Below are 17804 nucleotides of genomic sequence, written 5' to 3'. Positions count from 1 at the left end.
AATAAATATATAAAAAACGGGTATTTCCTTAGGAAACGCCCGTTTTTATAGTAATGTAAGTATTCAATTAATATTTTTAAAGATTATGTTAATTATTATTTATCTTGTTGCTTTTTATTAATTAGCACTAACTTTTTATAGAGTACTATTATTCCAAAACTTATCAAAGATATAAGAATGATTATAATAATTGTTACATTCCGTTGTTCCTTCTTCTGGTGTTTCTTTTTTATTACCGTTTTATTTTCTATCTTCTCCTTGTTTAGTGTACTTTCCTTTTTATCATTATTTTGTTTATTCGTTTCCTTCTTATCACCACTTAATATAGTATTTTTCTCATTATCATCTGGAGGCTGACTAGTTTTCACAATATTTGTTCTCACTATTTCAGATGGCTTTTTCGTAGGAAGCGGAGTATTAATCACAGGACTACTAGTTACTACTGGTGCATCCGTTACTTCTGGAAATGTAGTAAATGTTGGTTCTGGTGTACTAGACTCACTTGGAGCTGGTTCAGGAATATCTATTGGAGTTGGTTCTATTGTAGGTATAGGTGTAACCGTAGGTTCCGGTATCTCTGTTGGAAGTGGCGTTGGTGCTACTGTTGCTGTTGGTTCTGGTGTTACTGTTGGTTCTGGCGCTGCTGTTGGCTCTGGTACTATTGTTGGTTCTGGAGGCACAGTTGGCGTTGCTGTTGCTGTTGGTTCTGGAGGCACTGTTGGCGCTACCGTTGCTGTTGGTTCTGGTGTAGCTGTTGGCGCTACTGTTGCTGTTGGTTCTGGAGGCACTGTTGGTGCTACTGTTGCTGTTGGTTCTGGTGTCGCTGTCGGCGTGATGATTTCTTTATTTACTACGACATTAATTGTTTTGCTAACACCAGATGTATCTTTAATTTCAAGAGTCGTATTATTAGCACCTTCTATATATGCCTTTGATGTTATTTTTCCAGTTGCATCTACCTCTGCCACACTTGAATCATATATCTGATAGCTCAAAGTATAACCATTCGTCATTACATTATTATACTGATCCTTAACAACTGCATTAACATTTGCTGTTTGATTCTCAGTAATCGATATATCATTTGCTTCTATAGTAGTTACTATTGGAATATATAGTGTTTTGGCTTTAACTGGATCACTCCATTCACCATTCTTTGCTCTAACTCTATATGTATGTTCTGTATCACTAACTAATCCTGTATGTATATAACTTCCTACATTCCCCTGATTCTTTTTTACTACTCCATCAACTTCTATATCGTAATCATACACAACGTTTACCGTATCCCACGTTATTTCAATTTCATTTAATGATGAATTAGTATTTATGTTCTGTAACTTAGCACGTAAACGTTTATTGAATACATTCTCACTATCTGTATTATTCGCAGCGATTGATATCGCATAGTCATCTTCATAAAAACCTGTGACTGTGTTTTTAATAATTACATTTTCTATATTCTCATTTCCTGGTTGAATTCTAATTCCAAAGATACAATCTGGATATGATTCATTTGCGTTCTCAATAGAATTGTTAGATATTGTACTATTTTTCACCATATAATCTACGAATATACCTGAGTTTGTACCCTCACTCCAGCCCCATATATTACCTCGTAGTTTTGATAAACCTGTATTGCTAATCGTATTATGATCAATTTGTAAATAATCACTATAAAGTAAATACATACCAGAAATATCCACCTCATTTATGGTATTATCATGGATGTTCGAACCTTTTAGATTACTAATTTCTATTCCAAAATAATGTGTGTTATTAATAATATTTCGCGCTATTTCAAGATCTATTCCTCGGTAAACTTTACGACTATCACCATTACTATTTGGAACAACTGCAATACCAGAAGCTTTTGCATTTTCTATTTTATTATCTAAAATTTTATTATAATCAGCTGGAACTGTATATCTAATACCATTTGAATTAGAATCTTTTATCTCATTACTACTTACTACGGAATCCCTAGATAAATAAAAAGCAATACGGCTACCATATAATTTATTATTTGTTATTGTTCCGTTCTTCTGTTTAATAAAAGCAATACCATCTTCATTCGTACCATTCGAATAAGAATAAATAATGTTATTCTTAACTACGTTATAACCATCTAAAATATTGATATCTAAAGAATCTACTGGATCAACAGCACCTTCCTTTCCATAAAAAGCTACTGCTGAATTATTCGTAGATCCATTAATGATACATTCAGACAACGTTATATACTCAGAATTTTTACATTCTAAAGCTTTACTTGCTGTGCTTGAATTATCTATATTCAGATAGGATATTTTTACATAACTTGCGCCATTAACTGCTATACTATTTTGATCTGATATTGTCTGTATCAACTTTGAATTATCTTTTGATTGTCCCATTATTTCTATATTGGTGTGATTCTCAACTTTAATTGTACCGTTTAATTGATATGTACCATTTTCTATAAATATTTTTATATTATCAGAAGTAATATAGCTATTTATAACTGAGCTTAAATTAGTTTGTGCATTTGGTGTGGATTCATTAATAATAATCCATCCAGAACCTAGAGCTGGTACAGGATTATCATTTGAAAATACTATTATTGGGAATATTGCTTGAAATATAAATGGTATTAACATAATTATTGTTATGACATATCTTTTACTTAATTTCATAATAACCCTACTTTCTATTACATATTGTTTATGCATAGATGATCTTTTGTATTAATTATTTATTTGTCGATTTTTAGCCTTTTTTGTATTATTATATCATATTTATCGGTTCTTTTTATATGGAAATTTAGTGAAATTAGACTTCATTATGTTTTTTGGTTATATTTAATACTTTTTGTCATGTTTTCGTATTAATTTATTCTATATTTACTTATATAGATTGTTTCTATATATTTTCAAAAATACTAATTAATAATAAGAGCACAATAAAAGCGAGCATACTCTTCTTAGAGTAATTGCCCGCTTTTATTATAATTACTTATTTTATTGTGTGTCTTCTCTGTTATTTACGATTCAAACATATCTATTTTTTCTTTTTATCTAACACTCTGTATATCATTCCAAGAACTAAACCTGCTATAACAAATACAATACCAATTAGAAATGCATTTTTATAAGTACCAGATGTACTATAGATATTCTTAAGTACCATAGGGCCAAATACTCCAGCTAGAGCAAATGCAATAAACATAATTCCATAGTTTACACTATTATTTCTAGTACCAAATTGATCTGCAGTAAAGCCAGGGAATACACCCATAAATGCACCGAAAGATACTCCAATGATTGATACACCAACCATGAACTTAGCTAAATCACCATCTCCACATGTGATAAGTAAACCTAATCCAGCGATTGAAATAATTAGCATTACAATAAGTGTATTAATTCTGCCAAATAAATCAGATAGAATACCTGCACATATTCTTCCACCAACATTAAATAATGCTAAGACGGATACACAGATTGCAGCTGTCGCTGGTGACACTTTAATCAGATTCTGAGCGATTGGAGATGCTTGAGAAGTTACCATTAACCCATAAAAAGCACTACATACTAACATTAAAAACATAAGATAGAACATTGGATCTTTTAACATTTCTCTCCATGTTTTTTCATTAGTTAAAGCATTTCCTTTGACTGCTACTTGCTTCATATTATCTGGACGATATCCTTCTGGACATTTTTCAATAAATAATGCACTACCACAAATGATAATTAAAAATGCAATTCCGATATAACGGAATGTTGATAGAATACCATAGTTCGTGATTAATGAATTTGCAATCGGAGGCATAAGAACAGAACTTAGTCCATATGTCGCAGTTGCAATTCCTCCGATTAAACCACGTTTATCTGGGAAGAACTTAATTGAATTATTAATGGTACAACCATAGATCATACCCATTCCAAGTCCACAACCAAGTCCATATCCAATTCCTAACATTGTCATCGTATTACTAACACTACTTATTAAGAAACCAGCAGCGTAAATGATACCACCAACGAATATTACCCATCTAGGTCCAAACTTGTCATTAATTCTACCACCAGTAATCATTGTAATCGGACCTACTGCATTTGTGATAGTAAAAATAATTGCTAAGCTTCCTGGATCCACTTTTAAGTGGGCTGCCATTGGTGCTGCAAACACGCTCCATGCATACATAGAGCCAATACATAAGTTGATAAGACAACTTGCTACTAATACCAACCATCTTTTTCTTTGATAATTCATCTTCCTTCTCCTCTAATTGTTATTATATTATAAAATTGATAATCATTTCATTCCTATGCCATTTAATATTCAAAACTGTATAGCATATAACATAGGAATCTGATCTTCTTTCTTATATATCAAGTGCTGCGTGATATCCTTGGTATACTGCTGTTGTAATTGTAGATGGTTTTACACAATCTCCAATTTGAGCTACATATGGAGCACAATCAATTAATTCTTCTGCTATGCTTCTTAAAGCTCTTTGTCCTACCGCACATACTACAGAAGTTCCAGGAACAAGACATTCTTTACCTTCTTTATCTGCACAGATAACACCTTCTTCTGTAATTCGAATCGCTCTGTATTCTGTATGAACTTGAACGGATTTTTCGATTTCTTTTAACAAAATAGGACGATGTCTGATATTAGAATCCACTGCTAATTCAGATCTCATTTCTAACAAATGAACATTCTTTCCTTCTTCTGCAAGGTGAATAGCTGCTTCACATCCTGCTAGACCACCACCAATTACAATTACATCATTACTTACTTTTTCTTTTTGTAAATAGTAGTCATTTACAACTGTAACATGTTCACTATCAATTCCTGGAATAGGAGGAATGATAGGTTCTGAACCAACTGCAATGATGAGCGCTTCCACTTTTTCATTTTCAACATATTCGCGTGTTACTGTTGTATTTAGGCGGATCTCTACACCTAATTCTGCTGCTTGTCTTCCTAGTGTTTCACCTAATTCATACATTTCATATTTGAATGAAATTGCTTGTTCGCCTTTTAGGATTCCGCCAACTTTGTCTGTCTTTTCACAAAGAATGACTTGGTGTCCTCTCTTGGCTGCAGTTATTGCTGCTTCTAATCCACCAGGTCCTCCTCCAGCTACTAATACTTTTACTGGGTTAGAGCTTTTGATTACTTCGGTACCATCTAATTCTCTACCGATTAGTGGATTTACCGTACATCTACGAGTAGCTGTTGTTGCACGTTCTGCCATACAAGTAAAGCATCTTAAGCATTTTACGATTTTATCTTCTTGATTACTCATCACTTTTCTAGGTAATTCATGGTCAGCTAGTAAAGCTCTTGCCATATATACTACGTCAGCTTTTCCTGATGCAATAATATCTTCCATCATAGCTGGATCATTTAATCCACCTAATGTTGCTACTGGAATACTTACATGTTTCTTGATTTCAGCTGCTAAGTATACATTGCTTCCATGAGGTAAGAACATGGAAGGATGAGTTGTAGCAAATCCCCTTTGATAAGTACCAGCAGATACATGAAGTAGATCTATCTTATCTTCTAATAGTTTTGCAATCTCTACTCCATCTTCTAGTGTATAACCACCCTCGAACAATTCAGATCCGCTCATACGGAATTCGATTGGGAATCCTACTCCAACTGCAGCTCTAACACTATCTAGTACTTCTCTAGCAAATCGAACTCTATTCTCCATTGAACCGCCATATTCATCTGTTCTATGATTGAAATATGGTGATAGGAATTGATTAATTAACCAACCATGTCCACCGTGTACCATAATCATTTCAAATCCTGCTCTTTTTGCTAATCCAGCACATTCACCATATGCTCTTACAATATCCGCAATCATCTCTTTTGACATTTCTTTTACTTCAATTCCATCAGGACGAACACCTGCACTTGGTCCATATTGCGCAAGTCCTTGTTTCTTACCTTTATCTGTTAGATAAGTTCCAGCATATTGTCCAGAATGAGATAGCTCTACACTTGCGATAGCTCCATGACGTCTGATTGCATCAGCTGTGTAAGTAAAACCAGATAAGGAACCTGGTGTATGTAGATCCAAGTGATATGCATGAGAACCATCTGTCTCTGGATGAACCATACATTCACTAATTGTAACTGCTGCTGCACCACCTTTTGCTCTTAACTCATAGAATGCTGTGGAACCTCTTCCTATACAGCAATCTGCTGTTATATCAGTTCCTCCCATTGGTGCTGAGAACATACGGTTACGGAATGTTACATTACCGATCTTAATTGGTTTACATAGGTTTGGAAAATTTCTTACCATATTTGATAACTCCTTACTTTTCAATATTAAATAATTAAGGTTCAAGCAACAAAAGCCTTATTATTAACATTGTTTATTTTTTAACAATTATACATAAAAAATATGCGAATGAATATCAACGATTCATTCGCATATAACAACAAAATGTTGTAACAGAGTTATTTATTTTTAATTAAGCAAAATCAACAAACATGATCAGATTACAGGATTCTCTCCTCCAAATATTTCTGAAAAGTCTTAATTGTAGGAAATGATTGATTCCTTTTATTACAGATTTGGTATATATCCCACGTCAATTTTTCTTTTAAATGTACTACTTTCACACCATCCAAATTAAAATCATCTGTCGAAAAATCAATCAATACCCCAACTCCAACTTTTAACTTACATAATTTCAATAAGAAATTACTATCCATTGTTTTCCCTACAATCAATGGTTCAAAACCATATTCCATACAGCAGCGTTTAAATGCATGAAATACTTGAAATTGCTCATTAAGAATGATAATTTTTTCACCAACTAAATCAGCAATACTTATTTCCTCCATCTGATAAAATGGATGACCTTCATAGACGAGTAATGTAATACTTCTACTTGCTATTTGTTTTTCAACAATCTGCTCAAGTTCCGTAGTACTAACAACAATTCCAACATCCGCTTTATAAGAAGCTACCATGTTCTTCACTTCATCATTTGCATATTCACCCCACTCAACTAAAAGTTCTGGATTATTTTGAATAAAATCCAAGATCAATTGGAAGGATAACGCATTCAGCACACCTCTTGCACATGCAATTCTTAACTTCTTCTCTTTCATTTCAAGTTGCTTTAACCCATTTTCTATATCTTCCATATGGCAGATTAGCACATTTGCTCTTTCATAAAGAAATTCTGCACTTTCTGTTGGTAATACCCCTTTTTGTGAACGCTCAAACAGACATACTCCCAATTCATTCTCTAAGTTTTTAATTATTTTACTCAACCCTTGCGAGGTAATAAATAATTTCTGCGCTGCTTGATTGATACTTTTCTCTTCATATACGGTAACAAAACACTTTAATTCCTTGGTATCCATACTGTTTTATCAGATGATAGATATTCTATCTTCTGATATCTCCTCCTAATCATCCTTATGTTTATGTTCCTAAGAAATACCTTATAACGATTCGGTAATTATGTAAGCTTAAGTGTATTCTACTGTATATTTGGTGTCAAGATAATTTATATTGTTCCTTACTTAATAGTAATGAGTTGCCCGACAAATGACCTGTTTGGGAGGTTGTCTAGGCAATTTGCACAAAACAGAAAAACTCATGCTTCATTGAATAGGTATAAGAAGATCTAGTTCTCAGATCATTTCATGTAAAACATATGCTAGGACAGATAACTCGCCTTGCTCAGACAGATCTGTCCTAGCATATAACACGAAATAATCCGAGAACAAGATCTTCTAATACCTATTCAAAGGCGCAATCGCTTTTTCTGTTTTGTGCAAATTGCCAAGAAAGATTTTGAAACAGGTCATTTGTCGGGCAACTCATAATAATTATTATCTTTATTTTTACTTATTATTATAAATCAGGAATTATTATTATTGCGTTTTTCTTTTCGAAATATATTTATTACATATTCAATTAAATCAAACAATAGCATAATAAGAAACCAAGTAATAGATGTAATCGTCGCATGTATTAATAGCTGATATCCAACATACCAATCATAAGCAGCATCTAAAAAAATTCCTACTGTCATATAAATAACAAAAAATAAAACCATAAAAATAATTTTCTTGATTAATCGCTCTTTCATACAATTCCCACTATCTATATAAAGTTTTGGATAAATACAGCAATAGCTCATCATCATTGCAACAATTACCATATTGTTCCAACTGTCTATCGCGATACCATACTCCTGTACCATCTGGAATATAACCTCTCTTTATGTAGATTCTCTGTGCTTCTCCATATCCAGAATGTAATCCAACTGAGATAGAAATGGTATTACTAATCTCATAGGCCGCTTCTTCTGCAATGTCTAATATTCTACTTCCGATACCCTTTCTTTGATATTTGACAAATACATTAAAGTCAACTATTTCCGGAATACCTCTATGCGCAAATGGTCCTGTTGTTGCCTCATATACCAATGTCGTATAACCTGCTACGTTATGATTATACTCAGCAATAAATATTCCACGCTTTCCTCGTTCCTGCTCCTTATAATAATTTTCATAGATTTCTATCGCTGGGTGCCATCCTTGTTCTACGTACTCATGATAGATTATGTGTGGGTCATTATGATGCATGGACCGGATGGTGATTGTCTCATCCTTATAATAAATCACAACATATTCCTCCTAACAATAAATATTCATGCTTAGGGTGTCAAAAGTCTTCTTTTAGTTTGTTGAGTGTATATCGATGTATAATTATTAATTTGGGCTACCTTTCCCTCAAGCATCATATTTTTTACAAGCCTCATAACAAGGGAAAATACTCACTCACGTTCCTATTTTCTCTTTGAGTCTTGACAAAATATAGACGATACTTTCGGCCGGACTACGCCAAAATTAATATTTATACATCAATATACACAATTTAGACTGAGAATGACTTTTGACACCCTAACCATATTTTATATAATACTTAATTAATATCAAATTTGTATTACCTAAACTACATCTAGAAATCCATAATCCTCAATAGCGCTTCCTTGGGTTCATGGTCCACACCAAATAATAAAGGTGCATCTTTTCTGTTCTTTACTGGAAAGTTATCTAGCCAAGTTGCATCGTCTGCAACTCCCCACAAGGTAACTGCATCTATGATTTCATGATATTCTCGGAATAACTTGAAGTAATCGGCATATACTTTTGCTTGCGCTTCTATTTCTCTTCCTGTCATATTCTCTACTTTCATATCTCTAGAAGAATATATGGATACATCCATCTCTGTAATCTGGAGGCGTACCCCTAACTTCGCATATTTCTCAAGTGCTCTACGATATGTATCTACCGATGGTTGACTTATATTAATATGACACTGACATCCTAACCCCTCTATTGGGACTCCCCTATCTAATGCATGCTTAATCAAAGTATAGATCTTATCACTCTTAATGGAATCGAATTCATTATAGTCGTTATAATATAGCTTTGATGTGGTAGGAACTGCTTCTCTTGCTATGCGAAATATGGTATCTATATAATCTTCACCTAATACTTTATACCATACAGTTTCACGCCAGTAAGATTCCTTATCATCTGAGATTGCTTCATTCACAACATCCCAACAGTAGATATTAGGATAACGCATTGCAACCTTTTGAATATGCTCTGTAATACGTTCTAACAATTCTTCCTTTTGCATTTTTTCCAACGTACTAGTAGGTATTGCTTGATGCCATACAAAATTATGTCCTCGAATTGCCAGATTATTTTCTTTCGCAAATTCATAAATAAGATCTGCCTTCTCACAATGATAGTTACCATGCTCATCGCATAAATCATTATATTTCATAGCATTTTCACAGGTAATACTATTGAAATGCTCTGTAATAATATCTTTATGTGATACAATTGTTTCTTCATTTACAGCAACTCCAACTTTAAAATAATCCTTATATTTTTCTTTTAATGTCATAGTTATCCCCCTTTATCCTGTAAATCTTATCATAACTTTACCATTAGTTTCCTATATTTTATATACTAGCACCATGTATGGTAGGATTCAATGTAGTTTTTTATCGATTGGATGTCAAATTCTTATTTTAGTTTACTGCGAATGACTTTTGACATCCTAACCAATAATATTAGGAATTCCATATTAATTTAATACATATGAGTTGACCGACAAATGACCTGTTTCAAAATCTTGCCTGGCAATATGTTTTACACAAAATAATCTGAGAACTAGAACTTCTTATACATACTCAATGAAGCATGAGTTTTTCTGTTTTGTGTAAATTGCCTAGACTGTCTCCCAAACAGGTCATTTGTCGGGCAACTCATACATATATGAATAGGTTATATTAAAAGAAAGATAATATAACTATGCTGAAATCTTTATGTGATTTTGTCACAGAAAAAAAATATAATATAATTTATGATAGACCTAACAAAAAAAATAACCTTTATCATTTTTGACAGTAATGTTAAAAATATAACAAAAAGCGAGGTAATGATATGAGTAAAGTATTAATAATTGGTGGTGTTGCAGGTGGTGCATCAGCTGCTGCAAGACTACGTAGACTAGATGAAACTGCAGAAATTATCATGTTTGAAAGAGACGAATATATCTCTTTTGCTAACTGTGGCCTACCATATTATATCGGTGGCGATATCACAGATCGTTCATTGCTTACCCTTCAAACACCAGAAAGTTTTCATAGCCGTTTCAATGTAGATGTTCGCGTATTGAGTGAAGTAACAGCGATTCATCCAGACACTAAAACTGTTACTGTTCTAGATAAAAAATCAGGAAAAACATACGAAGAATCTTATGATAAGTTAATTCTTTCTCCTGGAGCCAAACCAACCAAACCTAATATTATCGGTGTGGAAAACGAGAAAGTATTTACCCTAAGAAACATTCCAGACACTTATCGCATCAAAGACTATATCGATCAAGAAAAACCAAAGAGTGCAGTCATTGTAGGTGGTGGTTACATCGGAATTGAAATGGCAGAGAACATGCATAATGCTGGATTAGATGTAACGATTGTGGAGTTTGCCGACCATGTGATTGCTCCATTGGATTATGATATGGCTGCTGATGTTCATAATCACATTCGTGAAAAAGGTGTAAAACTCATCTTACAAGATGGCGTAAAATCCATAAGTGACTATAATAATCAACTTAAAATAAAGTTATCCGGCGGCGAACTTCTTACTGATGTAGTCATCTTGTCGGTTGGTGTAACCCCTGATACAACGCTAGCAACATCTGCTTCCCTTGAACTAAATAAACGTGGTGCTATTATCGTAGATGAACACATGCGCACCTCAGTACCTGATATTTATGCAGTTGGTGATGCAATTGAGATTACAGATTACATTACTAAGGAACAAGGATATATTCCACTTGCAGGTCCAGCGAATAAACAAGGTCGTATCGCAGCTGATAATATATGTGGATTAGATTCTGTGTATAAAGGTACTCAAGGTACTGGTATCTTAAAATGTTTTGACATCACCGTTGCAACTACAGGTATTACAGAAAAGCGAGCGAAAGAATTATCTCTTGATTATGAAAAATCCTTTACTTACTCAGGCTCTCATGCTTCCTATTATCCAGGTGCTGTTAATATGTCTGTTAAGATAATATTTGAGAAATCTACTGGTAAATTGCTTGGTGCGCAAGTGGTTGGTTTTGACGGAGCGGATAAACGTCTTGATGTATTAGCTACTGCAATAAGAGCAGGCTTTACTATCTATGATTTAACAGAATTAGAATTAGCTTACGCTCCACCATTTTCATCTGCAAAAGATCCAGTAAACATGGCAGGCTTTGTAGCAGAGAATATCCTAACAAAGAAAACTAATATCTTTCATTGGAACGAAGTTGATACATTGCCTAGAGATGGCAGCGTATCTTTAATAGATATTCGTACCCAAATGGAATATGACAATGGAACAATTGATGGATTTATTAACATTCCAGTTGACGAATTACGTGCGAATCTACATCGTATTGATAAATCAAAACCTGTTTATGTAACTTGCCAGATTGGACTTCGTGGTCATATTGCTAGTCGTATCCTAACACAAAATGGATATACATGTTATAACTTATCTGGTGGATATCGCTTATATAATAGCATCAGAATGTCAGAGCAAAATACTGCTGGCATGAATACCCCAGAGCAAACACTACAAGCTGCTTCCCTTGATTCAACCAATGGATCTATGTTAAAAAAGAACTCAAATAATGAAGGTGATAACAAAATGAATGATAGTGTTAACAAGATGAATGAAAATGTGAAAACAGTAGAAGTAAACGCATGTGGCCTACAATGTCCTGGTCCAATTCTTAAACTGAATGATGAAATGAAAAAGATAAACGAAGGTGAACTTCTTAAAATAAAAACTACTGACCCAGCTTTCTCTACTGACGTTATATCTTGGTGTAAACGTACTGGAAATACTTTTATCGATTCCAAATCAAGTAAAGGTGTATCTACTGCTCTGATTCGTAAAGGTGGCCTTGAATTACCAACCCTCGAATCTCGTGGAAATAACAAAAATATCATAGTATTCTCAGGAGATTTAGATAAAGCGATTGCATCCTTTATTATTGCAAATGCCGCTGCTGCGATGGGACGTAAAGTAAGTATGTTCTTTACTTTCTGGGGACTGAATGTTCTAAGAAAACCAGAAAAAGTAAGTGTAAAAAAAGACTTCGTTAGCAGAATGTTTGGTGTAATGCTCCCTAGAAACACCAAGAAGCTCCCTATCTCCAAAATGAACATGGGTGGAATGGGTCCAAGAATGATTCGTGCTGTCATGAAGAATAAGAATATTGATAGCTTAGAAGATCTAATCAAAGAAGCCATGAAGAATGGTGTTGAATTAATTGCATGTACCATGAGTATGGATGTTATGGGAATTCACAAAGACGAATTAATCGATGGCGTGAAAACTGGTGGCGCAGCAACCATGCTAGATAATGCTGAAGAATCCGATATGTCATTATTTATTTAACGTTTATTTATCTTTAGCTAGTGTACTAATGTGAAATAAAATAACAATTTAAACGTTGAATTAAGGTCTACGAACAAGTCTAAGTCGCAGACATGAACCAAAAAGTAATAACACCAAAAAGGAATACCCAATAGCAGGGTATTCCTTTTTGGTGTTATTACATATGTACATTTTACTTATCAAAATATTTCTTTCGAAACTCCCCTGGAGTGATTCCTTCTAGCTTACGAAATACCGAGCAGAAATAGCTAGAATCTTCAAAGCCACAACTAGCTGCTATATCCGTTATCTTCATATCATTATAATGAAACATTAATTCTTTACTCTTTCGAATACGCAAACAATTAATATATTCCACTACACGGTAACCCGTTACTTCTTTAAATAATTTACAAAAATATTGAGGACTAGTTCCAATTATATCAGATAAATCTTCTAACATGATAATATCATTATAATGTTCTTCAATATATTCATAAACCTTTTCTACCTTAGGAGAAGACTTGATATTCATATTGTTAGCTGTACAGTTTTTTACTATACTTGTTATAAAATCATACACAGAACACGAGATGTCAAGACGTTTATATGGATGCATCTGCTTTGACATCTTTAATAACCGTTCAAATTTATAATATAAAGTATTATAATTAACCAATTTATACACAGCAGTCTCTGTAATATCTAATCTTTGAAAAAACTCCTCAACTCCATATCCACCAAAAACGATCCAATCAATACACCAGAAGTTTGAATTAATTTGCAGTTCATAGGATTCATTCGGGAATATTAATATTCCTGTGTTCTCAGTCATCTTAAAATCTTTTCCGTCTACATGTACGATTCCTTCTCCACTTCTCGCTTGTATCCATTGAAATAGCGGAAAACCTTCTTTCTTATAAGGTACTTTCATACACCCACTTCCTATACCAGTTATATAGTAAGGAAGTTTACAATCATATTCTGTTATTGCTGGAAATACTGTACTATCCATCTCATCACCACATATTCATTCGCTAGGTCGTAACCAATATAGCATTTACTATTATTGATACAACTAGTATTTATTTTTAATCTCTATTAATATCTCTTCATTAACATATCGACAAATCATTTCCTTTTTTTTATAGTTAAAATTTCTTATTTATTTTATATTTTTTTAATTATTCCATTCATTATGCACTAATTATTTTTTTATTAAAACTGAAGTAATTGTATCATTTTCATAACAACTATAGGACAAAAAAGAGATACTATTATAAACAGTATCTCTCCTAACCTATGCTTCGCTGCTAATTAATTAGCTCCACAGCATTTTTTATATTTTTTACCACTGCCACATGGACATGGATCATTTCTTCCAACTTTATTTTCTTTTACAACTGTATTTGATTTCTTTTGTTGAAGATATAATTCTTTTCTTCTTTCTTTTGTAAGAATTGTATCCCATTCTTTTAATTCATATAACCATTCCGCTTTTGCTTCAACCATATTGTAATATAGCTTTTCATTATCAAAACCTAAATTCACTTTTGTTGTAGCTTCCATCTCTTCAATTGGATTTGGATTCTTTAAGCTATCATTAATACCATCTAAGAAACCAACCATGATCATTAAATCTGTATTGTATTTTTTAGCTAGTTCTTCTACAGTACCTTCGATTACAGTTTCAGGATTTGCTAATAATTGTTCATATATTCCTTTTTCAATATTAAAATAATTTGCCCAGAATAATTGTTCTTTCTTTTGATCCTGATCTTGAGAGTAAGCCATCTCTCTCCATTGTTCTAATAAACTCATTTTATACCATCCTTTTTCCTATGAATCTTTGTTCTTTTCAATCTCATTATTCGTAAAATTACTTATCATAGTATAGCATAGCTAATATGATAATTTCAATCTATTCTTTTCATATTGAAAAAATAATTATTACAGATTTTCAAATATTTTTAAAAAGATAATAATCTTATGTATATTTCAAATTATTGCGTACATACTATAATTATCTAATTAATGTATTAGATATCACAAAAAGCGTATGCTCTTAAATAGTTGGATTCCCCCTCCAATTATAATTTAGCAAGTTACTAAAGAAAAATTAAATACTTATCCTCCCCTTTTTAATGTTGGCCCCGTGACCATTCGTCATGGGGCTGATGTTGTATATTACTATTTTTCCTCTTATCCAAAATATCCACTTACATAATCAGCAGTTTCTTTGTTCTTCGGATTCGTGAATATGTTACTAGTTAAGTCATATTCAATTAAATCTCCATATAAGAAAAAAGCAGTCTTATCTGCAATACGAGATGCTTGTTGCATATTATGTGTCACAATAACTACCGTATAAGTTTTTTTAAGTTCATTTAATAGATCTTCAATTTTATAAGTTGAAATAGGATCTAACGCACTAGTTGCTTCATCCATTAAAATGACTTCTGGATTAAGTGCAATGGTTCTTGCAATACAAAGACGTTGTTGCTGTCCACCCGAAAGGGAGAGTGCACTTTTATTCAGGCGATCTTTAACCTCATCCCATAGAGCAGCTGCCATTAGGCTATTCTCTACTATTTCATCAAGTTCACCTTTCTTTTTACCATGATATTTTGGTGCATATGCAATATTATCATATATGCTTAGTGGAAAGGGATTTGGCTTTTGAAATACCATACCTATTTTCTTTCGAATCAGCATTGGGTCAATTTTACTGTCATAAATATTAATATTATCAAATATTACTTCTCCTGTAATTTTGCAGTTAGTTATTGTATCATTCATCCTATTTAATATTCTTAGAAAAGTCGATTTTCCACAACCTGACGGTCCTATTAACGCAGTAATCTCATTCTTTTCAATATCCATATTAATATCTTTAATTGCTTGTTTATCACCGTAATAGAGATTTATATTCGTTGTCGTAATTATGCTCATGATTTAGCACTCACTTTCTTCTGAAATATACTTGCAATTATATTTGCTGTAAGGTTAATTAGGAATACCAGAATCATTAATATTGCTGCCATTGCATAAGGAACCCAATCAGGAGAACTTCCTTCAGTAGCATATAGATATAATTGTACCGTTAATGAAGCTCCTGACTCCGTTACATGCTTCACTGCATTGGTTGGCATAATATAATCTACTCCTGCTGTATAGAGAAGTGCTGCAGACTCGCTTACAATTCGCCCAATACTAAGTATCATAGCAACTACAATACCTGGCAGAGCACAAGGTAACAAGATCGTTCGAATAATGTAAAACTTAGAAGCTCCTAAAGAAAATGCTGCCTCTCTGTAAGTTGAATCCACCTGTAGTAAGGCTTCTTCCGTGGTTCGAATCATAGTAGGAAGGACGATAAGGGCACATGTAAGGGAACCTGCAATCATGGATCCGCTGCTACTTCCTAATTTTAAAGTATTTACAAAAAAGGCCAGGCCAAATAATCCGTATACGATAGATGGTATCCCTGCAAGGATTTCAATCGAATAGCGAAATATAGAAATAATTTTACCAGGCCTCGCATATTCAGCAAGATAAAGAGCTGTACCTATTCCTAATGGTATGGATATGATAAGAGTAATAAATACAATATATAATGTATTTATAATCATAGGTGCAATCCCATATGTTTCATTTAGCCTTGATGGTGCCTTAGATAGAAACTCCCAATTAATATAAGGTAGTCCCTTCTTGATAAGATATACAATAATAATTACAACCAATGCAATCACTATTGTAGTAACCGAATATATCAAAGCACGAGCTGCAATAATGCCAGGCCTTATTTTTCTTTCATATATATTTTTATCCATGTATCATACCTGCCTTTTTAATTAAGAATCGAAATACCGAATTAATAATAAAAATAAACACGAATAGAACTAATCCAATTCCAATTAATACTCCCCTAGTTTGCTCCGTTGCATAGGACATCTCTGTTACTATAGCAGTAGTTAAGAAACGAACTGGCTTGAGCATTGATGGCATTTGTGGAATATTTCCTGCCACCATTATAACCGCCATAGTTTCTCCAATTGCTCTTCCAATGCCAAGTTGCACCGCAGCCATAATTCCTGATTTTGCAGCTGGTATAATAATAGTAAATAGCGCGTATTCTTTTCTTACCCCTAGAGAATAAGCAGCTTCCAAATAACTCTTATCTACTGAATTAATACTCGTTTCACTAACACTTATAATAGTAGGAAGTGTCATAATTATTAATACAATAACAGCAGAAACCATTGTTAAGCCAGAAGATAGGTTAAATACTCTCTGAACAAAAGGAACAACAAAAACAAGACCCATAAACCCATAAATAACGGATGGGATGCCTGCTAGTAGGCTAATAATGGAACGTAAGACTGTCCCAACCGCAGATGGAAGTAGCTGTCCAATTGCAACTGCAACTAGAATTGAAATTGGAACTGCAAATAAAACGGTTAAAAAACTGGACCCAAAAGAGGCCAATATAAATGCTAAGATTCCGTACTTTGGTGGTTCGTTTGCAGAGTCCCATACTGGACCGAATAAAAATTCTTTCAAGCCTACTTTCATAATGCTTGGTCCTCCGCTCACTACCATAAATATTGCAATTATTATAACTGATAGAAAAGTAACTAATGAAAAGAAAAAAACTATACTCTTAAAAATGTTATTATATAGATATACTTTCTGCTCTTTCATATTTTAAACCCATTGCATATCACAGGCTGGCCTGTGATACTGCCACAAATAAAAAAGAGTGAAAGTATCCATATGTGGCATCCTTTCTTAATTTAATTTCTTTC

The 17804-nt window shown here is 33.3% G+C and carries 13 protein-coding genes; 1 reads left to right on the top strand and 12 read right to left on the bottom strand.

Annotated features, from left to right (window positions below; all coding sequences use genetic code 11):
• Positions 1-95 precede the first annotated feature (95 nt).
• The 7 genes from bsdtb5_RS07050 to bsdtb5_RS07020 all read right to left on the bottom strand — a co-directional run bounded on the left by bsdtb5_RS07050 (position 96) and on the right by bsdtb5_RS07020 (position 9958).
• A complete protein-coding gene (locus tag bsdtb5_RS07050; RefSeq protein WP_271715328.1) occupies positions 96-2675 on the bottom strand; it encodes a right-handed parallel beta-helix repeat-containing protein in 2580 nt (859 codons plus the stop codon).
• Between the two features lie 364 nt (positions 2676-3039).
• Positions 3040-4254 carry an L-lactate MFS transporter gene (locus bsdtb5_RS07045; protein WP_271715327.1) on the bottom strand — a complete coding sequence of 405 codons (1215 nt, stop codon included), beginning with the start codon at positions 4252-4254 and terminating at the stop codon, positions 3040-3042.
• Positions 4255-4366: 112 nt separating this feature from the next.
• Positions 4367-6313, bottom strand: a complete 1947-nt coding sequence (locus tag bsdtb5_RS07040) for an FAD-dependent oxidoreductase (protein ID WP_271715326.1) — start codon at positions 6311-6313, stop codon at positions 4367-4369.
• A gap of 200 nt (positions 6314-6513) precedes the next feature.
• Positions 6514-7389, bottom strand: coding sequence for a LysR family transcriptional regulator (locus bsdtb5_RS07035; RefSeq protein ID WP_271715325.1), 876 nt, complete (start codon positions 7387-7389; stop codon positions 6514-6516).
• Positions 7390-7892: 503 nt separating this feature from the next.
• Positions 7893-8123: a hypothetical protein gene (locus bsdtb5_RS07030; protein ID WP_271715324.1), complete on the bottom strand. Its 231-nt coding sequence runs from the start codon at positions 8121-8123 to the stop codon at positions 7893-7895.
• A gap of 10 nt (positions 8124-8133) precedes the next feature.
• Positions 8134-8661, bottom strand: coding sequence for a GNAT family N-acetyltransferase (locus tag bsdtb5_RS07025; RefSeq protein ID WP_271715323.1), 528 nt, complete (start codon positions 8659-8661; stop codon positions 8134-8136).
• A gap of 337 nt (positions 8662-8998) precedes the next feature.
• Positions 8999-9958 carry an endo-1,4-beta-xylanase gene (locus bsdtb5_RS07020; protein ID WP_271715322.1) on the bottom strand — a complete coding sequence of 320 codons (960 nt, stop codon included), beginning with the start codon at positions 9956-9958 and terminating at the stop codon, positions 8999-9001.
• A 542-nt stretch (positions 9959-10500) separates the two neighbouring features.
• Here bsdtb5_RS07020 and bsdtb5_RS07015 point away from each other — a divergent pair.
• Entirely contained in the window at positions 10501-13017 is a 2517-nt protein-coding gene (locus tag bsdtb5_RS07015; RefSeq protein WP_271715321.1) for a CoA-disulfide reductase, read from the top strand.
• 172 nt (positions 13018-13189) lie between these two features.
• On the opposite strand, the gene bsdtb5_RS07010 is transcribed toward bsdtb5_RS07015, so the two are convergent.
• The 5 genes from bsdtb5_RS07010 to pstC all read right to left on the bottom strand — a co-directional run bounded on the left by bsdtb5_RS07010 (position 13190) and on the right by pstC (position 17700).
• Positions 13190-14011 carry an AraC family transcriptional regulator gene (locus bsdtb5_RS07010; protein ID WP_271715320.1) on the bottom strand — a complete coding sequence of 274 codons (822 nt, stop codon included), beginning with the start codon at positions 14009-14011 and terminating at the stop codon, positions 13190-13192.
• Between the two features lie 302 nt (positions 14012-14313).
• Entirely contained in the window at positions 14314-14817 is a 504-nt protein-coding gene (locus bsdtb5_RS07005) for an SEC-C metal-binding domain-containing protein (protein ID WP_271715319.1), read from the bottom strand.
• Between the two features lie 381 nt (positions 14818-15198).
• Positions 15199-15948, bottom strand: a complete 750-nt coding sequence (gene pstB, locus bsdtb5_RS07000) for a phosphate ABC transporter ATP-binding protein PstB (protein WP_271715318.1) — start codon at positions 15946-15948, stop codon at positions 15199-15201.
• A complete protein-coding gene (gene pstA, locus bsdtb5_RS06995) occupies positions 15945-16829 on the bottom strand; it encodes a phosphate ABC transporter permease PstA (RefSeq protein WP_271715317.1) in 885 nt (294 codons plus the stop codon). The genes pstB and pstA overlap by 4 nt, the downstream gene beginning before the upstream one ends.
• Complete coding sequence (pstC, locus tag bsdtb5_RS06990) at positions 16822-17700, bottom strand: phosphate ABC transporter permease subunit PstC (RefSeq protein WP_271715316.1); 879 nt, start codon at positions 17698-17700, stop codon at positions 16822-16824. Before pstC ends, pstA begins: the two co-directional genes overlap by 8 nt.
• Positions 17701-17804 lie beyond the last annotated feature (104 nt).

Source organism: Anaeromicropila herbilytica, assembly GCF_016591975.1.
In the GTDB taxonomy this organism is placed as follows: domain Bacteria; phylum Bacillota; class Clostridia; order Lachnospirales; family Lachnospiraceae; genus Anaeromicropila; species Anaeromicropila herbilytica.
This window is presented reverse-complemented; position numbering and strand designations above follow the sequence as displayed.